18 protein-coding genes are annotated in these 18078 nt (G+C 43.6%); 4 read left to right on the plus strand and 14 right to left on the minus strand.

Features of this window, described 5'->3' with window-relative positions; all coding sequences use genetic code 11:
* Positions 1-104: 104 nt before the first annotated feature.
* The 4 genes from MKY99_RS23675 to MKY99_RS23690 form a co-directional block, all read right to left on the minus strand.
* The gene (locus MKY99_RS23675) at positions 105-314 is read right to left on the minus strand and encodes a hypothetical protein (protein ID WP_036677557.1); all 210 of its coding nucleotides are present in this window, start codon (positions 312-314) and stop codon (positions 105-107) included.
* 14 nt (positions 315-328) lie between these two features.
* Entirely contained in the window at positions 329-850 is a 522-nt protein-coding gene (locus MKY99_RS23680; RefSeq protein ID WP_042191050.1) for a PRC-barrel domain-containing protein, read from the minus strand.
* A gap of 99 nt (positions 851-949) precedes the next feature.
* A complete protein-coding gene (locus tag MKY99_RS23685; RefSeq protein ID WP_339266658.1) occupies positions 950-2098 on the minus strand; it encodes a cysteine desulfurase family protein in 1149 nt (382 codons plus the stop codon).
* 229 nt (positions 2099-2327) lie between these two features.
* The gene (locus tag MKY99_RS23690) at positions 2328-2777 is read right to left on the minus strand and encodes a DUF523 domain-containing protein (protein WP_076299720.1); all 450 of its coding nucleotides are present in this window, start codon (positions 2775-2777) and stop codon (positions 2328-2330) included.
* 125 nt (positions 2778-2902) lie between these two features.
* On the opposite strand from MKY99_RS23690, the gene MKY99_RS23695 reads away from it, so the two are divergent.
* Positions 2903-3577, plus strand: a complete 675-nt coding sequence (locus MKY99_RS23695) for an SOS response-associated peptidase (protein ID WP_339266661.1) — start codon at positions 2903-2905, stop codon at positions 3575-3577.
* Between the two features lie 77 nt (positions 3578-3654).
* Here MKY99_RS23695 and MKY99_RS23700 read toward each other — a convergent pair whose 3' ends face one another.
* From MKY99_RS23700 to MKY99_RS23710, 3 genes are all read right to left on the minus strand, one after another.
* Entirely contained in the window at positions 3655-4752 is a 1098-nt protein-coding gene (locus tag MKY99_RS23700; RefSeq protein ID WP_339266663.1) for a glycosyltransferase family 4 protein, read from the minus strand.
* Positions 4753-4777: 25 nt separating this feature from the next.
* Positions 4778-5986 carry a glycosyltransferase gene (locus MKY99_RS23705; protein ID WP_339266665.1) on the minus strand — a complete coding sequence of 403 codons (1209 nt, stop codon included), beginning with the start codon at positions 5984-5986 and terminating at the stop codon, positions 4778-4780.
* A gap of 158 nt (positions 5987-6144) precedes the next feature.
* A complete protein-coding gene (locus MKY99_RS23710; RefSeq protein ID WP_339266667.1) occupies positions 6145-6519 on the minus strand; it encodes a hypothetical protein in 375 nt (124 codons plus the stop codon).
* 199 nt (positions 6520-6718) lie between these two features.
* Here MKY99_RS23710 and MKY99_RS23715 point away from each other — a divergent pair, with 199 nt between their 5' ends.
* The gene (locus tag MKY99_RS23715) at positions 6719-7084 is read left to right on the plus strand and encodes a hypothetical protein (RefSeq protein ID WP_042191062.1); all 366 of its coding nucleotides are present in this window, start codon (positions 6719-6721) and stop codon (positions 7082-7084) included.
* A gap of 33 nt (positions 7085-7117) precedes the next feature.
* Positions 7118-8335 carry a sialidase family protein gene (locus MKY99_RS23720; protein ID WP_339266669.1) on the plus strand — a complete coding sequence of 406 codons (1218 nt, stop codon included), beginning with the start codon at positions 7118-7120 and terminating at the stop codon, positions 8333-8335.
* A 222-nt stretch (positions 8336-8557) separates the two neighbouring features.
* On the opposite strand, the gene MKY99_RS23725 is transcribed toward MKY99_RS23720, so the two are convergent.
* Complete coding sequence (locus MKY99_RS23725) at positions 8558-8977, minus strand: Rrf2 family transcriptional regulator (protein ID WP_042191066.1); 420 nt, start codon at positions 8975-8977, stop codon at positions 8558-8560.
* A gap of 292 nt (positions 8978-9269) precedes the next feature.
* Here MKY99_RS23725 and mnmA point away from each other — a divergent pair, with 292 nt between their 5' ends.
* Entirely contained in the window at positions 9270-10391 is a 1122-nt protein-coding gene (mnmA, locus tag MKY99_RS23730; protein ID WP_339271771.1) for a tRNA 2-thiouridine(34) synthase MnmA, read from the plus strand.
* 228 nt (positions 10392-10619) lie between these two features.
* Here the strand turns inward: mnmA and MKY99_RS23735 are convergent, their stop codons facing one another.
* From MKY99_RS23735 to MKY99_RS23760, 6 genes are all read right to left on the minus strand, one after another.
* Positions 10620-12467 carry an oligopeptide ABC transporter substrate-binding protein gene (locus MKY99_RS23735; protein ID WP_042191068.1) on the minus strand — a complete coding sequence of 616 codons (1848 nt, stop codon included), beginning with the start codon at positions 12465-12467 and terminating at the stop codon, positions 10620-10622.
* Between the two features lie 19 nt (positions 12468-12486).
* Positions 12487-13392, minus strand: a complete 906-nt coding sequence (locus MKY99_RS23740) for an ABC transporter permease (RefSeq protein WP_042191070.1) — start codon at positions 13390-13392, stop codon at positions 12487-12489.
* 27 nt (positions 13393-13419) lie between these two features.
* The gene (gene opp4B, locus MKY99_RS23745; protein ID WP_042191072.1) at positions 13420-14382 is read right to left on the minus strand and encodes an oligopeptide ABC transporter permease; all 963 of its coding nucleotides are present in this window, start codon (positions 14380-14382) and stop codon (positions 13420-13422) included.
* A 4-nt stretch (positions 14383-14386) separates the two neighbouring features.
* Positions 14387-15322: an ATP-binding cassette domain-containing protein gene (locus MKY99_RS23750; RefSeq protein WP_076284832.1), complete on the minus strand. Its 936-nt coding sequence runs from the start codon at positions 15320-15322 to the stop codon at positions 14387-14389.
* Positions 15309-16325 carry an ABC transporter ATP-binding protein gene (locus MKY99_RS23755; RefSeq protein WP_076284833.1) on the minus strand — a complete coding sequence of 339 codons (1017 nt, stop codon included), beginning with the start codon at positions 16323-16325 and terminating at the stop codon, positions 15309-15311. Before MKY99_RS23755 ends, MKY99_RS23750 begins: the two co-directional genes overlap by 14 nt.
* 374 nt (positions 16326-16699) lie before the next feature.
* The gene (locus MKY99_RS23760) at positions 16700-18004 is read right to left on the minus strand and encodes a replication-associated recombination protein A (RefSeq protein ID WP_339266671.1); all 1305 of its coding nucleotides are present in this window, start codon (positions 18002-18004) and stop codon (positions 16700-16702) included.
* Positions 18005-18078 lie beyond the last annotated feature (74 nt).

Here is an 18078-nt window from a genome sequence, read left to right on the forward strand (position 1 = left end):
GGAACCCAAAAAAAGCGCCAATAACCCTGCAGCTGATTTCAACTGAAAGGAGATTGACGCTTTAAGTACATAGATCATTCTTGCTTACAAAGCAAGATTCATAGTTAAGACGACGCATGAATTTGAGGGAAATCCTGAGTCATATCATCCCCGGAGAAGAGATCGTCCAGCGAGCTGAGTGTGCCATCTTCTTCAACTTGATACACCGACATTTTCTCGCCGTTTACCGTCAATTCAATGAAACAGCCCCAGCAATAGAACTGGTGGGAACCAATCTTTCCGATATCTTTGGAGTTACAGTTTGGACACTTCATATAATACATTCCACCTATCCGTTAACAATATTAATGGCTTTTTGTAGCCGTTCTTCGCTCATTGCAGGAACCATTAGAGCATTCTCACCAATGGACATCTCATCAGAACAAGGCAGCCATTTGCGGCCTTCGATCAAATCAGTCACAAGCCCGTCACTGATTTCCAGCGCTCCTATTGTGTTTCCCAACTTTTGGTCAAAATAAACATCCGATATTCGTCCAAGTATAGTTCCAGTTGTAGTCAGTACTTTCAAATCCTTAAGTTTGTTCTTTCCTAATAGAAAAGTACAAGGTATATGATCGGCATCTGTCTTATCAATCGACTCTTTACTACGAATCATGACAGCATCCTCGCCGTAGGCCACAATATCTTTCCATGCCACAAATTTCACATGGCCACCAAAAAAAGATTTGCTTTCCAGTTCAATACCCGTAATATTCCAGTTTGAATCGAGTAGGATATCGACAATCTTGCCAATTTCATTCCCCTCTTCAACTTCAAATACAGCCAAGCCGATCAGATCTTGTAGTCTCATGGCTGCCTCGGTCCCCTCACTTTGAGTGTACTTACGAGTTCTCAGAAAGCCAAAAGCCCGAATCGCCTCGATACAGATCGAAACCTAGAGTAACTAGTCTCATTTACGTAGGCGATTCAAAATGGTTTCAACTTTTCGAGCAACGTACTCGATTTCTTCAGTAGTATTACCCAAACCGATACTAAATCGAATCGCAGACTCTAAAATATTTTGGGGAAGTCCCATTGCTTTCAGAACATGAGATATTTCCAAGGATCCTGAGGTGCAAGCCGAACCACTTGCTGCCGCAATCCCCTCCATATCCAGGTTCATCAGCATAACATCTGTCCCAGCCCCTGGGAAGCTCAAATTCAGAATACTAGGCAAAAACTCCTCGGTATTACCGTTAAGCGAGTAACGCTCCCGTCCAATCAGAGTATCCAGCTCCTCGAGCAGTCTACCGCGTAGGAGCTTCATATTCTGTTGACGTTCTGACAGCCCCTTAACCGCTATTTCAACGGCTTTGGCAAACCCAGCTGCTCCGGCTAGATTCTCTGTTCCGGCACGTCTGCCGCGCTCCTGAAGGCCGCCATGAAGTCTTGGATGCAGTGGCGCTCCGCTTCGAACGTATAAACCACCGATCCCTTGAGGCCCATTGATCTTATGAGCAGTAAAGCTCATGTAATCTACTGGAAGCTCTCGGAGTGTAATAGGGAGTGCACCTAGAGCTTGTACAGCATCTACATGGAACAGAATTCCCCGTTCTCTAGCAAGCTGACCAATCTCCTGGATAGGCTGAACGGTGCCGACTTCATTATTGGCATACATTACGCTGATCAACACCGTGTCTTCTTGCAATGCAGCCTCTACGTCTGTAACAGATACCCTGCCCGTTGAATCCACAGGGAGATAGGTAACTTTGAAGCCTTCCTTCTCTTCTAGCTCTTCGCAGGTATGTAACACTGCATGATGCTCGATCTGGGTGGTGATAATATGTTTTCCTTTATGGGAAACTGCAGCTGCTGCTCCATAGAGCGCTAAATTGTCGCTCTCGGTGCCGCCTCCAGTGAACACCCACTCGTCAGGTGAACAGCCCAAAAAGGCGGCGATATTATCGCGCGCCCCGTTCAATATTCTTTTAGCTGAACGCCCGAACTGATGTACACTCGATGCATTTCCGTATTGTTCTGTCATTATATTCAGCATGACCTTAGCCACCTCGGGATGAACCGGGGTTGATGCGGCGTGGTCCAAATAGATGGATTTCATATTCATTTCTCCGCTTCTAGAGTATAGGAAACTAGTTCTTCTAAAAATATAAGAAGGTATAAGTTTCACATTATACATTATCCTTATATTTCTCGCTTAAACGCTAACCGTCCTAAAAAGGACGCCGAAGGCGTTTATACTTGGAACTATTAAATTATACCGCGCGAGAAGTGAGTTTTCCACAAGCGAAAGAACACAATATTGTAATCATTTCCCTATGAAGCTAGGATTATAGTAGCCAGTTCTCTTCAGAGGTTACCTCAATGCCATTTTTTCTAAGTAAAGCTGTAGTAACGCCATTTCCGGCTATTTTCTTCCCTTTGAATTCCCCATTATAAATCATACTGCTGCCGCAAGAAGGACTGTTTTCTTTAAGCACTACCATCGTAGCTGATACCTCTTGGGCTTTTGCAAGCGTGATATAAGCACCCTTTAAATACATATCTGTAACATCTGTACCTGATCGATCCACTACTTTAGCCGTCCCTGCCAGCACATCCTCGCCATTCCCACCAATGATTTCGGCTGGTTCTCTAGGCGTTGAGAATCCTCCCAGCAACTCTGGACACACAGCAATCGCTTGATTATCATTCAAAAGCTTCTGAATTTTCTCATCCAAACAATCCGTACCATTATATCTCACCTTCATGCCAGCTAGACAAGAGCTTACCAAAATCACCAATGAGCACCTCTTTCTTCATTCATTCCGCTTCGTTTATAATAAGAAATATTCCGAGCATAACATGATGAAATTAAGCTGTAAACGGAGTGAACTTCTAATCTACTGACTGGGGAGTGTAAATAATGTGCGGACGCTATACAATAACCGTCACTATGGAAGAGTTGATGGTCAGATATTTTGCGAATGATTCAACCATTATCCACTATGCCCCTAAATATAACGCCGCGCCCATGCAGCAAATTCCGGCAGTCATTAATACAGGTTCCAGCAATAAGCTCGGGGAACTGCGTTGGGGCCTGGTTCCTTCATGGGCAAAGGATGACAAAATCGGCAATAAAATGATCAATGCCCGAGAAGAATCGCTGCTGGAGAAACCTTCTTTCAAGCGCTTAGTAAGCTCACGCCGCTGCATCATCCCATCTGACGGCTTCTACGAATGGAAGGTACAGGGCAGCAGCAAACAACCCATGCGGATCGTGATGCGCGATGGAGGTATTTTCTCTATGGCCGGATTATATGATATTTGGATGGACCCTGAGGGTAATAAACTAAGTACCTGCACGATTATAACGACTACTCCGAACGAGCTTATGGCTGAAATCCATAATCGCATGCCGGTTATTTTGAAGCCTGAGGATGAGACAGAGTGGCTGGATCGGGGCAATCAGGACACTACCTCTCTAATAAAGCTCCTGAAACCGTATGATCAACAACTAATGCGAGCCTATCCAGTTTCCATGGCTGTCGGAAATGTTAGGAATGATGCAAAGGAATTAATTGAAGAGGCGCAGAAATAGAAGGATAATTTATAACGTAAGCATATAAATTCTTATATTAAAAAAAAACATCTTAACCCTGCGGCATAACCGCAGAGTTAAGACCATCGACGCTCGATCTTAGACCGGCGTCTCATCAATTGATGAGACATCTGGAGAAATCTATCCGCATACAGCCCGGAGGAAAGATTGTTTCGGATATGCCATTCGCCATTCATCCTAATTCTGTCCCGCAGTGCTGGATCATGCATTAAAGATAAAGCAGCATTCACAGCTTCATCCAGCTGCCCTCTTGTGTATATTTTTCCAGTATGATTATTAATGACAAGTCTCCGAATGCCATCCGAATCCGTAGTAAGAACAGGACAACGACACAACATCGCCTCGGCTACTGCGTACCCAAACCCCTCGAGAATAGAGGTTGAACATAGCAGTCCACCCGAGTCACCAATAATGCTCATATAATCTGCCATTTGCCCGTGAGGAACATTGGAATGCGAAATCAAACGTGAGGAAATCCCTGTCTCGGCTACAAATTGTTCGAAGCTCTCTTTTTGCTCCGGCTCAAACAAAGTATCGTCCTGAAAAATCCATAAATAAAGCTCGGAATGGATCGCCAGCAGCCGTTGTCCGATTTGTAGAAATTCTATCCAGTTCTTATTCGTTTGAATTCGTCCCACCCAGCCGAGGATGGGAAAGCTTTTTGCGGGATAATTGGTATATCCAAACTGATCGCAATCGATCGGATTGTCAAAGCAATATTGAGGAACAGATGGAAATCCACCTTTAAAAAGCGTCTGCAAATGAGTGGTTTCTGGATAGAGCAGTGCATCGGTTAGCTTGTGAATCCGCTCATTAAAATTACTAATAACTTGCTCCGCTTCATCTAAGGTCCCCAATCCCTGCACCTCAAAAACAAGCGGCCCCTTGTAACCAAACCCTCTAAACCTCTCCGCTAAGTAAATATCCGTACACACTACAATCAAGTCAAAAGCTTCCCGAGTGAGCAGTCCCCTGATCTCGTCATCATTATTGGTAATATAGGTTTGAATATTAGGGATATTTTGCTGCCCTTTTCCAGGGTGTGTGTACAACAAATGACACTCTACACCGCGATCATGTAATGCTTGGCAGCGCACTCGGTTCAGGGTCTGCATGCCGCCGCTCGGGTTGAAGAAGGTGAACAAAATCTTCATTACGATCACTCATTCACATATTATTTTAGGAAAAATAGATCTTCAACAAATCATACAAGTCTGTGCTTCGAAACAGCTCATTATAGTAGTGATTTTTAGTCGATGGGACATGTCTATGCCGGAATCCAATCAAGCTATGATCATCTGTATAATAATTGGAGATCGTGTCTCCACCGGTAGTAATCAAAGCCTCCAGCATGTATTCAATATCGAGTGCTCCAATGAAAATCTTGGGACCTAAAACTATCGTGTAGGGAGTGGCCAAGTGCTCTAGCGTTCCACAAATCGCGTGCGACTCCACAACTCCTGGCATGTAAACAAACTCTGTTGCAGGATGAGGGATTGAACCTATTAGAACAGATGGTTGACCCGTAAGTGATAAATCCAGCACCCGACACTCATAATTGCTATACGTCTGTTCATACAAATTCTCTATCCTCGCTATTTCCTCCGCACCAGCATTTACTACAGGATATAAAACGGTAATCATAGGACGAATCCCTCTACGGAATCGCGCCTGATGGCGGGTCAAATGGTACGTATATCTCCATCTCCGATGATTTTCAGTGGAATGTAACTGTGCAGATACACTAAAGGTAGAGTCCACACGATAATTCACCAGCTCCACGGGGATAAAGCGAATATCACAATGTTCAGCAAGTCTCAGCCAGTAATCATAATCCTCCACCGGCTCCATTCCGTACCCCCCAACAAGCTTCGCAACCTGCGATTTGTACATGAAAGAAACACCAATAAGCGAGTAATCCAGCAATCTCTCTTTGGGCTGTGACTGGTAATTTCGCTGAGTAGCTAGCTGATGCTCGTTATGAAGTAGGTTTCCCTCGTTATCTATACTTTGAAAAGAACTGTACACGATTCCTAGCTCCTGCGGTCCCTTCACTAGTGCCCCTCGAAGGATTTCGAGAAAACGGGGTTCATAAACATTATCGCTGGAGACCCAGCTCAAATACTGAATACTGGGTTCGCTAAATAAAAGATCAAAGCCCGTATTCAGCGCATGTGCAATCCCCCTGTTCTGTGCATAAGAGATAATAGTTACCCTTGGATCCTCGGCAATTATTGATCTCACAAGCGGTTCCATATCTGGCGCACCATCAATTACAATGATCAGTCGAAATTCGGTGAAGGTTTGGCGCAGAACAGACTCCAGAGCTTGCCGGAGGAATTCCGGTTTTTGGGTATACAAAGGCATAACTACTCCTACATCCGTCATGATTTTTACCTCTCTCTACATTGGAGTATAAAATTAGTATATTTAAATTCCACCTTTGTGCCTGTGTGAATGCCTCTAAGAGCTTTTATTGCGCCTAAAAAAGCAGCAATCGCCCTAGTGCTTTTGGCGACTGCTGCTTGATTGTCCTAAAAATTCTGTTAAACAGGTATAGAAAGGGCGGTAATCTCCGTTAATTCCGATTGAAGCACTCTCTGATCGGTAACAAGATTTCCGAACTCATCCAATCCGTACGTAGAGCACACCACATTAGCCAATGGATAAGGACTACTTACCTGAACCTCGTAAGCGACATTCCCTGCAATGAAGAACTCTCTGACATCAGAACTCATTGCTGGAACATAATAACCTGTGACATACAGTGGTGTTAGTGCAAGCGTTGAATATGGAACGCCGAAAACTTCGACGATCATCATTGCACTCGCGTTACTTGTGTTGCGAACGCTGACCACTACATTACTTGCTGCAGTACCAGTAGCTCTCGTATTAGTAATAAGACCTGTTGTAAAAGCCATTTCCATCACTCCTCCCCTCATTTTCTATCAATTTATTCAGGATTAATTTGTAAGTTGCGAGGCAAGAGGAAGGGGAGATTCATGGAATAATAGCATACCTCTCATATTTCCAATTTCCGCGATTTTTCTGATTCCCTTGTCCAAACACAATGAATCTCAATTCATATATATATAGCAAACTAATAAAGAGGTGAAGCTCATGGCAACAACAACAGGCATCATTACGAACACAGGTACTACCCCAGCATCCAACGTGGTCATTAATATCGATAATGACAACCTTAGTTTTTCATCTAACGTAGTCTATCACGTTTACGTATGGAATACCTTGGTTAGTAAAGGTTTAGTCTACTCCAACTCATTAAATGTTAATGCGAACACCAGCCAGTTTCTCAGTTTTAATATCGCAGGCAATTCAGCTTATGAAGTCCAATTTCTCGTAACTGGAAACGCACCGGCAGACACGATTATCACGGTGTTCGGAACGGATTCGTCAGGAAACGTCATCCCCCATCAAAGAGTGCTGCAATCCGAACTTACTTTCATAGCTCAGCTGAACCCGTAAGTAACGAAAACTCTATGACGAAAGGAGCTTAGCATGGCTAATATTCAAATTTCGCCGAGCGCAAGCGTTCAGTTTGAGCCCACTATCGCGGTAAATTGGCTTAATCCTTCGGTTATGGTCGCCGTAGCTGTAGATCTTCGAACAGGCCCTCCCAATATAGGTTTGTACAAATCTATTGACGCAGGTGCCACTTGGACAACAACGTTATTACCGTTACCGACAGGATTTGCAGGCATCGAAGCACCACATATTGATTATATTTTTCCGACCACGTTCGTCGTATTGGCTCACGCCTTCGATTCAGACGGTCTCAGCGGGTCGATCGTTTCCTATACCTCTGACGACAACGCCTCTTCCTTCGGACCGCCAGTCATTGTGAATCAAGGGTTTGGACAGTTTGTGAATGATGACCAGGTGGTCGTTGTCACCGACAAGGCTGGATCAAGTCCTTTTTTTGGAAATGTATATACTGGTTATACGCATGATTACAACACACAATTCATACCAGGAAATACGATATTCTTCAATCGTTCCCTAGACAGCGGCAATACCTATTTCAGTCCCGCCCTGCTGTCCTCGGTCGAAGAATTTGAAGAATTCCCCGGTATAGCAATTACATTAAATGGGATTGTTGTCGTGGGATGGATCAATCAGCCTCCCGGTAATACTGATCTTAATATTCGCACATCCCCAGACGGCGGGGTCACTTTCACCCCTGAAACCATGGTCGCCACCGTTGTAGTCCCACCAGATCCATTGCCGGGATATACATTTAGATGTTTGACATACCCTTCCCTCGCAGCGGATATTTCTAATGCACCGACGACGCGAGGGAATGTCTATGCTGTATGGCAAGATTTCCGAGAAGGTTATTCCGATATTTTCCTTGCTACTTCCACTAATTTCGGTGTGGATTGGGGTACACCAATACCCATTACGGGCAGTCCAGTAGGCTCCCAAAACTTTTTCCCAGCCATCACCGTGTCCCCTGCGGATGGTGCAATATTCGTTACCTATTACACTAATCGAGTCAATCCTCTCAACCTTGATGTTTATCTAGCTACATCTAGAGATGGGGGGATGACGTTTACAAACACCCGTATAACGACAACTTCCTTTGACGTCACCGGCATCCCCCTAATTGGGGACTACATCGGCAATGCCATTGTCCCCCAAACAGGCCGTCTAGTGAGCGTATGGACGGACACGCGGACCGGTACAGAGAACATCTGGTTTGGTGATAATCAATAAGCTATTAATAAACTTCTGATGATTAATTAAAAGGATGCCGAGCAAATATAGGGCATCCTTTTTTTGCGTAACGAGAGTAACCTTGACCATTCTCCCGGTAATCAAGAAGCCAAGCTTCATTGATTACTCTGAATGTGATTTTCCCATTAAAAAAGCCCCCAAAAAGGGAGCAAAAACACTGATAATGCTATAACTTTAAGTTTTTTATTCCAAATACATTAACTATATGTAGAACATATAGTTGTCCGCCAAGCTCTCTTCTTTATAATTAATCAAGTCATGAAGAGTCGTGGAATCTAGTACGTCGGCGATGCTATCGCGAATACGCAGCCATAAATCGCGTTTTGCTGCATCATCTTCTTCAGTAAAATCTACTGGAGAAATTGGGCCCTCTAGCACACGAATGATGTCACCTGCTGTGATAGCACTAGCCTCACGTGATAAAATGTATCCACCGTATGCACCACGAATACTTTTTACCAGTCCTGCGTTACGCAGAGGAGCAATTAGCTGCTCCAGATAGTGTTCAGAAAGTCCATTTTTCTCAGCGATACTCTTAAGTGAGGTCGGTCCTTCACCAAATTTCAGTGCAAGCTCCATCATAATTGTTAGTCCGTAACGTCCTTTGGTTGATATTTTCAAAGGGGCACCTCTTTCGGTTTAGTGTCTAGTTATTGTATACTATTGATTCGGTAAGTCATGCGTTTGTCATATCAAGGTATTCCGATGATTACTCTTAGTTTATGTTATCATATTCGAAGTCACAAATGAAATGGCAAACGAAACATTTTGCAAGAATGTTCACCCCTGGTGGACATTTTTCTATTCTCAGCCTCTTATTTTAGGCTTTACAGTAGACAGGTATGTTATAATACATTTTGAGCCGGGTGTTCCATGAATGACCGGTATTTTGGGTACAGAAATGGTGATTACGATGACAAAAGCAAAACAAGACACCCGTGTCGTCGTCGGCATGTCCGGAGGGGTCGATTCCTCCGTCACGGCGCTTCTGCTCAAGCAGCAGGGCTATGACGTCATCGGCATCTTCATGAAAAATTGGGACGATACCGACGAATTCGGAGTATGTACGGCCGAAAGCGATGCAGAGGATGTTCGCCGCGTATGCGAGCAGATTGATATTCCTTACTATACCGTTAATTTCGAGAAGGAATACTTCGACAAAGTATTTTCTTATTTCCTCGATGAATATAAGGCCGGCCGGACGCCGAATCCAGACGTCATGTGCAACCGAGAGATCAAGTTCGGAGAGTTCCTGAACAAAGCCCTTCAGCTTGGCGCCGATTATGTAGCGACTGGACATTATGCACGAGTTATAGAAGAAGATGGTGTGTACAAGCTACTCCGCGGTGTAGACAACAATAAAGACCAGACCTATTTCTTGAATGCGCTGGGACAGTATCAACTCTCTAAAGCAATGTTCCCGATTGGTCATCTTCCGAAACCGGAAGTTCGGAGAATTGCCGAAGAAGCTGGACTCTATACTGCCAAGAAAAAAGATAGCACAGGCGTTTGCTTCATCGGTGAGCGTAACTTCCGTGAATTCCTCAGCCAGTATCTTCCAGCACAATCGGGTGATATGGTAGATATAACAACTGGAGAAATCAAAGGCCGCCACGATGGACTTATGTACTATACATTGGGTCAACGCCAAGGCCTTGGCATTGGCGGCTCCGGTAACGGTGAACCTTGGTTTGTAGCCGAAAAAGACCTTAGCCGCAACATTCTTTATGTAGTTCAAGGAGACAAGCACCACAGCCTGTACTCCACTAGTCTGATTGCCTCCGGTGTAAACTGGATTAACGGGCAAGAGCTAGGTCTTGAGCCGCTAAAATGCACCGCCAAATTCCGCTATCGCCAGCCGGATCAGGGCGTGACCCTTACAGCACGGGAAGACGGAACGATAAACGTAGACTTTGATGTTCCACAAAAAGCGATAACACCTGGCCAAGCCGTTGTCTTCTATCTCGATGAGCAATGTCTCGGTGGCGGAACGATAGAATATGCCGAGAAGGTTTTTCCTTCAGCGCAAGCTTAAGTGTATTCTATAACTTACAACGTTAACTCTAATATACGAAAACCTAAGAAATAGCTGTAGTATGTACTGTTATATTACATTCTTAGCTCTAACATTTAGGTTTTAGTTGCATGAAATACAACTAACCGACTTTGAAGCAAATAATAACCAAATGAGCGATTCAAATAGAAATAAACAAACAGCAGTTCAGGAAGCTCTCCCTGAACTGCTGTTCTGTGTTGTTTCTATTTACTGAGCTACTGCAGCTTTATCTGCAGATACTGCGATGTCGTTATAGTAGAGCCCTGTGCCATCACCAATCGCATAATTCAGGACACGGTTGTTAACTGGGACTACTACTGCACGATAAAGTGTTGGGAATACTGGAATTTCGTTTACCATGAGCTGTTGCCACTCTTTATAGATCTCTTTACGTTTGTCTACATCAAATGCAGCCTCGGAAACCCCTTCGGCGAGCAAACGATCATTCTCTGCACTTGCATAACGAGGGAAGTTATAGATTGCATCTTTACCGTATAGACCTGTTGGGTCGACGTCAATCCCTACACCCCAAGCGCCTTGATACACATCAACGGTAGGATCATCCTCACCATTTTGACCAATACGATCATAGAAGGTATTAAACTCTACCATTTCCAAAGTTACATTCAAGCCAATTGCTTTCCAAGATTGTACATAATATTGAGCCAGCGGTTCAGCAATGTCTCCACCAGTCATCGAAATGAAATTAATCTTCAGCTCGCTGCCATCTGGATTCGTTCTAAATTCACCATTAAGCTTATAACCTGCATCATCCAAAATTTTCTTGGCGGCTTCTTGATCGTAAGCTACACCCGGATTAGTAGCATCATGGAATTCCGGATGGGAAGGTGGAATTAAAGTTGTCGCATTCCAGCGAAGACCATTATAGAATTTCTTACCCACTGTATCATTGTCTACAGCAGCCCACATGGCTTTACGCAGGTTCACATCCGCCATTTTAGCTTTAGGATCGGTAGCAACGACTTTTTTCTCTGCATCCCATTTCCCCAGCTTAAATCCAATATACGTATAAGCACGGTCTATCGCACCCAGGAATTCAACGTTTGACATCTTTGCATTATCCGGGAATTGATCAACAGGGAAGGAATCCACTAAATCAACTCCACCAGATTTCAACTCCTGTACAATCGTTGTAGGGTTGATAACCTTCAGAATTACCTTATCCAGTTTAGGAGCTCCACGCCAGTAATCGTCATTCTTAACGAATACTACAGATTCACCAGGAACAATACTTTCCACTTTGAAAGCTCCAAAGCCAATCGGCTTTTGACGTAATTCAGGAGAAGAGGAAATTTTCGCAACATCCATGCCACCAAAGATATGTTTGGCTAACGGATAAATCCAAACCCCACCTGTTAACAGAGAAGGTGTAGATTTCAGATAAGTAATTTGCAGTTTCTTATCACCCAGCACCTTAATTCCAGAAATGGTCTTGGCCTTACCGGAGTGGTAATCATCCATACCTTCAATATTTGTAAAGTCAGAACCATAACGTGGTCCATCATATTTCGGATTACCAATAACCTCATGCGCGAACAACCAATCTTCTGCTGTTACTGGCTTGCCGTCCTGCCAGTTCACATTGTCGCGAATCGTAAAGGTAAAGGTACGTCCATCCTCCGAGACTTCATACGTTGCTGCACCATCATTTGTATATACATAATCTTTATCCCATGTTAACAAACCTTCATCAAACCAATTCAACACTTGTGCATCCGGATCTCCGGAATAGAAGTTCCAGTTCAAAGTACCTTCAAATGGACTGTCGGAAACGAGACCAAAAGTAATCGAGCCTCCATCAATAGCTTCACCTTGATTTGTCTTAATGTTACTGAAATCTTTAATGTTATAAAGTCCGTCTTCTGCTTCAGGTGCTGCCGTCGCTTCTGCGGTTTCCGCAGGAGCACTGGCACTTGGTGCTGCTGTTGACTCAGCCGCTCCGTTGTTGTTCTTGGAGCCACAGGCTGCAAGGGCGAACAACATTACAAACATTAATGAAACTAGTAGTGCCTTTGAACGGATGGGTTTTCTCATTTAATCATTTCCTCCCTTATTATCCTTTTCTTTGTCTTGCGTCGGTCGCACGTTTGAGCGCTTGACCCACATTATTTATACTCAACATCAACACCAAGATCAGCAGTGATGCGGGTAACCAGATCCACCATCTGAACTCAAGTGTCTGCGGATTTCTCGCATAGCTCACTAGAGTCCCCAGACTGGGTGTACTTTCCGGAAAACCAAAACCTAGAAAGGATAGGCCTGATTCCAATCCAATATTAGCTGCCAAATTCAAAGTCATCGTGACGATAATGATTGAGCTTAAGTTTGGCAGCACTTGTGAGAACATAATTTTAAGATTGGAGGAACCTAATGTCTTTGATGCCTGAACGTAATCGAGTTCCTTCTCTTGTAGCGTTTTGGAACGTATTAACCTGGCAATCCCCATCCATAGAAAGGCAGTCATGATAAAGGAGAAGGTTAACGTATTGTATTTAGGAACTGCACTTACAAAAGCTATAACAATCATTAGAAAGGGTAGAATCATGAAGAAATCTACAACACGCATCGAAATATTATCTATCGTTCCCCCAAAATATCCAGAGAACAAACCTACTAGAATCCCAATGATTCCCGTAAAAAAAGTAACCATAAAAGCAATCGACATGGAATTTCGTGTGCCTATAATTAATTGACCGAATACATCCCGCCCTCCATAATCGGTCCCCAGCCAATGTACAGCCGAAGGCTTCTCATACAGTGCGAACAAGTCAACCGTAACAATCTCTTTTTGATCTAAAAATAAGGAAATCCCATAAACGGCGGCAATAATCGTAAATAGGAAAATCAGTGAGACCAAAGCCAGTTTATCCCGCACGATCTCACGCCAAACAATCCTGAAGCCTGATGGACTTTTATCTGTTTCCTGCAGCAGAGCTAACTCTGCGCTTGTCTTTGCCATTTTATTCACCTCAAAGTGTTCATCTTCTTATTTAATCCGGATACGCGGATCTACGATACTTAAGATAATGTCTGATAACAACGCACCGACGATGGCAGCAATCCCATATAGAAGAACGAGAGCCGTTACTACGCTGAAATCCCGAATTGTTATCGAACTGAGGAACAACATACCCATACCCGGATAACTAAAGATGCTTTCAACGAACACCGTTCCGCCGATCAGTCCAGTAATCTCATATCCGAAAAATGCAGCAATTGGCAGTAAGGAATTTCTCAATATATGTCGATTGTAGACGCGCGACTCTGAAGCACCTTTTGCTCTTGCGGTGAGGATGAAATCCTTTTGTTTCGTATCAATAATCTCATTCCGCAGGTATTGTACTGTCCCCACCGTTGCAATCAGCGCCATTGATAACGCGGGCAGTAGCAGATGATAGAATTTACTCCAGAAGTGGCTTAGCGTACCCGGAACTTCTCCAGGACTAACACTGCCGCTAGTAGGAAACCAATGAAGATGAAATCCGAAGAGCCATACCATTAAGAGAGCGAAAATAAACAATGGTGCGGCAAAGCCAATATAGGTGTATCCAGTAATGAGGCGATCCAGCCATGAATCGTTATAACGACCACTAGTAATACCAAGTGGAATAGCAATAAGGTATGTAAGGATCAGCGTGACAATCGCCAGCCAAAGTGTATTCATGAGGCGTTGACCGATAAGCTCTGATACAGGCATTTTGAAACGGAAGGATTGACCAAAATCACCTTGAATCGCTTTAGTGATCCAATCCCAGTACTGGATGTACCACGGATCATTTAAGCCTAGTTTTTCTCTCATCGCATCGATGGCCGCAGGATCAATATTTGGATCAAGCATCCCTGATAACGCATCTCCCGGCATCGCCTTCGCCATTAGAAAAACAAGAATACTTAATAGAAATATTTGAGGAATCATAATAAGAATTCTACGAACAATAATCTTCCACATATTCTCAACCTTTCTCAGGCAAGGCTACCAGATGAGTCTCGGAAATGGATTTCAATGGATAAGGCATGCCTTGTTCATCAAAATAATTCCGGTGCGCTTGTTCATATTCCAGACTTACTGATTTTCTAAACTCCGTCTGCTTCTCTCTTTGCTTAGGATCAATATCAGGAATGGCAGCAATTAGACGTTTGGTATAAATATGACGAGGATTGTCAAAAATATCTTTAGCAGTCCCTTGCTCCACATGACGTCCTTTATACATAATCCCAATGTGATCACACATATGCCTAATGATTCCGAGATCATGACTGATGAACAGAAACGTAAGATTCAGTTCTTTTTGAATATCCTGCATAAAATTGAGCACCTGTGCCTGTACGGAAACATCCAGCGCAGAGACAGGTTCATCCGCAATAATCAACTTCGGTTTGAGCGCAATAGCTCTTGCAATACCGATCCGCTGCCGTTGACCGCCTGAGAATTCATGCGGATATTTAAGAATATTTTCAGGGCTTAATCCAACCTGCAAAAGCAATTCCTGCACACGTCTTTTTTCTTCGCCCGGAGACATCTTTTCGAAATTACGTAAGGGTTCAGCAATAATATCCAGCACACGTTTCTTAGGATTCAAGGAAGAGTACGGATCCTGAAAGATCATCTGAATGTCCTTGCGGATATTTTTTTGCTTACGTACACCCTTTGAAGCCAAATCCTGTCCTTCAAAAATCACACTACCGCTAGTAATAGAATTGAGTCCAATGATTCCACGACCAGTAGTCGTCTTACCTGATCCGGATTCACCAACCAAACCGTAAGTTTTGCCTGCTTCAATAGTAAAACTAACATTATCAACTGCCTTGACTACGCCAATTTCTCTTCGAAAAACGCCGCCGTGGATTGGAAAATGAACTGCTAAATTTTTAACCTCAAGAAGTCCCATTGTAGATTGCCTCCTCGTTAGTATCCGGGAAATGAAAGTTATTATGGCAGGTGCAGCGAACAAAATGCCCTGGGGCTACTTCATGCAGCTGCGGATTTTCCTCATGCTCCCATTCCGGAATCCAAGGTGTTCGGGCCGCGAAACGGCATCCTTTTCTCGGAAGATTCTGTAATGGTGGGACAATTCCCTGAATCACATGAAGTCTAGACTTCTCTTCTTTAACGGTTGGAATGGAGTTCAACAAGGATCTTGTATACGGATGCTTTGGATTAGACGTTAACGTATAAATATCTGCGATTTCTACGATTTGCCCGGCGTACATTACCGCAACCCGGTCAGCCATTTCACTCACAACCCCTAGGTCATGGGTAATTAAGATAATGCCTGCTTGCATATCGTTTTTTAATTTTTTTATAAGTTCAAGAATTTGCAATTGGATGGTTACATCTAGTGCCGTAGTCGGCTCATCGGCGATCAAAAGCTTGGGGCCGTTGGCAATCGCAATAGCAATCACAACCCTCTGCCTCATTCCACCAGATAATTCGTGGGGGTACTGCTGATATGTATGTTCGGGACGGGAGATTCCAACCTTGGTCAAAAGATCAATGACCTTCTCTTTTCTTTGCTTCTTCGAAAGCTTGGAATCATGTAGGATGAGTACTTCTTCAATCTGTGAACCGATAATCATGAGTGGATTTAATGCGGATAAAGGATCTTGAAAAATCATAGACATTTCTTGACCGCGCAGCTTGTTGAGTGCAGCAGGAGACATAGTAACGATATCCTGACCTTTGTATTTGATTTCTCCGTCTATTTTGGCCCTTGTGTGCAATCCCATAATTGAAAAGGCGAGCGCACTTTTTCCTGAGCCGGATTCTCCAACAATGGCAAGAATCTCATTTTTGCGAACGGACAGGGTAACATCGTCTACTGCAGCATAATAGTCATCTACGATTCTGAACGATGTGGACAAATTCTTGATTTCTAGTAATTCTTCGCTCAAATTAATCCCCCTAACGGCAAAAGTTTCAAAATTTACCCAATGAAATATTATGTAAATTTTGATATAACAGCATTCTTTTCATGAAACATATCAAACATTGACTGTTATGATTATTAACACCATTAAGAATAGAACAAGTACTTTCATCGGAATAAAAACTTGTTTCTCCGTAACTTTGTAGTTCATTTTAATTAACTTATGGTAAATTATCAATCTTTTCCTATAAAAAAAATTCGTTCATGTGATTAAAAGTAACGCAGACAACAAAAAAACGGCTCTAGGCCGCCTTTTTTTTGGAATAATTTTTTTTCGTGTTACATTAAATTTATTTGCTTATTAGCATTAAAATGGAAGATACTACAGTCACTGGTGGACTATTGTTCTCGTCGGAGTCGTTGGTTGTGACGGATTTTAATTTCATTTCCTTGCTCGGTCGCTTGATAAAAGACACGCTGAGAAATCTCCTTAGGCAGATACTCCTGCTTCACATAATGCCCCGGAAAATTGTGCGGATATTGATACCCTTCATGCCCTAGAGCAGTAGCACCTTTATAGTGTGTATCACGTAAATGTAGCGGTACCTCGGCGGATTTAATCTCATCCATACTCGCCATTGCATTTGAAATAGCAGTATAGACGGCATTAGACTTCGGACTCTCCACCGCGAAAAGAATGGCTTGTGCAATGTTCAGCTTCGCTTCTGGCCAACCGTTATTTCTATAGGCTTCAAGCGCACTCACCGCTTGGACCATAGCCTGGGGATTAGCTAAGCCAATATCCTCACTGCTCGCTGCAATTAGTCGACGAATAAAAGTCATCGGGTCCATCCCCAATTTCTCTACCGCATACAGAAACCAGAACAAGGCAGCATCACTAGAACCTCGAATGCTTTTGTGAAAAGCAGATAGAACATCATACTGCGTCGATTCATCTGCCTTCACAATGGGGCGCCGAATCGACTCTTCCGCCACCTCCAGCGTGATATGCACACTCCCGTTTACCTCCGGAGCAGTAGTTAACGCTGCTAGTTCCAGAGCATTTAAAGCCCGCCTGATATCTCCATTAGCCATAGTAGCAATATGCAGCAATGCTTCTTCATCGACCTGAAGCTCCATGAATCCAAGCCCTCTATCCTTGTCTGCTAAAGCTCTGCGCATCGCGACCAGACTGTGTTCACTCGTTAGCGCCTCTAGCTGAAACAAGGTAGAACGGCTCATAAGTGCTCCGTTAACGTAATGGAACGGATTCTCCGTAGTTGCGCCAATAAATGTAATGGTACCTTTTTCTACTGCTGGCAATAGCGCGTCCTGACGTGAACTGTTAAACCGATGCACCTCGTCCAGAAAAAGAATCGTCTTAGAACCGTAAAGGGTTTTATTATTTTGAGCTCGTTCAATGACCTCCCGTACATCCTTCACAGAAGCCTCCACCGCATTCAGGCGTACGAATTCACCTTGTGTGTGATGAGAAATGATATGAGCTAATGTTGTTTTGCCACATCCAGGAGGTCCATAGAGCAAAATCGAAGAGACCTGGTCTGCCTCGATCGCTCTTCGCAACAGCTTTCCCCGGCCTATGATATGTTCTTGACCAATATATTCATCCAGATTCTCCGGTCTCATTCGGTCCGCAAGCAACCGTCCGCTCCCGTTGTCCTCTCCCATAGAAAATAAATCCATAACTCCACTTCCTTGCTATATTCTTATAAAAGCCAATGTACATCTCCCATTATCATACCATAGACTTATTTTTC

Origin of the sequence: Paenibacillus sp. FSL R5-0470 (assembly GCF_037975205.1) — a bacterium.
Classification (GTDB): Bacteria; Bacillota; Bacilli; order Paenibacillales; family Paenibacillaceae; genus Paenibacillus_AQ.

What these genes read in the sequence shown, in the direction of transcription:
- MKY99_RS23680 (WP_042191050.1), bottom strand. Translation starts at nt 850, where the DNA reads ATGAGACTACAAGATCTGATCGGCTTGGCTGTATTTGAAGTTGAAGAG.
- opp4B (WP_042191072.1), bottom strand. Translation starts at nt 14,382, where the DNA reads ATGTGGAAGATTATTGTTCGTAGAATTCTTATTATGATTCCTCAAATA.
- MKY99_RS23705 (WP_339266665.1), bottom strand. Translation starts at nt 5,986, where the DNA reads ATGACGGATGTAGGAGTAGTTATGCCTTTGTATACCCAAAAACCGGAA.
- MKY99_RS23685 (WP_339266658.1), bottom strand. Translation starts at nt 2,098, where the DNA reads ATGAAATCCATCTATTTGGACCACGCCGCATCAACCCCGGTTCATCCC.
- MKY99_RS23740 (WP_042191070.1), bottom strand. Translation starts at nt 13,392, where the DNA reads ATGGCAAAGACAAGCGCAGAGTTAGCTCTGCTGCAGGAAACAGATAAA.
- MKY99_RS23700 (WP_339266663.1), bottom strand. Translation starts at nt 4,752, where the DNA reads ATGAAGATTTTGTTCACCTTCTTCAACCCGAGCGGCGGCATGCAGACC.
- MKY99_RS23675 (WP_036677557.1), bottom strand. Translation starts at nt 314, where the DNA reads ATGAAGTGTCCAAACTGTAACTCCAAAGATATCGGAAAGATTGGTTCC.
- MKY99_RS23760 (WP_339266671.1), bottom strand. Translation starts at nt 18,004, where the DNA reads ATGGATTTATTTTCTATGGGAGAGGACAACGGGAGCGGACGGTTGCTT.
- MKY99_RS23720 (WP_339266669.1), top strand. Translation starts at nt 7,118, where the DNA reads ATGGCTAATATTCAAATTTCGCCGAGCGCAAGCGTTCAGTTTGAGCCC.
- MKY99_RS23715 (WP_042191062.1), top strand. Translation starts at nt 6,719, where the DNA reads ATGGCAACAACAACAGGCATCATTACGAACACAGGTACTACCCCAGCA.
- mnmA (WP_339271771.1), top strand. Translation starts at nt 9,270, where the DNA reads ATGACAAAAGCAAAACAAGACACCCGTGTCGTCGTCGGCATGTCCGGA.
- MKY99_RS23695 (WP_339266661.1), top strand. Translation starts at nt 2,903, where the DNA reads ATGTGCGGACGCTATACAATAACCGTCACTATGGAAGAGTTGATGGTC.
- MKY99_RS23750 (WP_076284832.1), bottom strand. Translation starts at nt 15,322, where the DNA reads ATGGGACTTCTTGAGGTTAAAAATTTAGCAGTTCATTTTCCAATCCAC.
- MKY99_RS23710 (WP_339266667.1), bottom strand. Translation starts at nt 6,519, where the DNA reads ATGGCTTTTACAACAGGTCTTATTACTAATACGAGAGCTACTGGTACT.
- MKY99_RS23735 (WP_042191068.1), bottom strand. Translation starts at nt 12,467, where the DNA reads ATGAGAAAACCCATCCGTTCAAAGGCACTACTAGTTTCATTAATGTTT.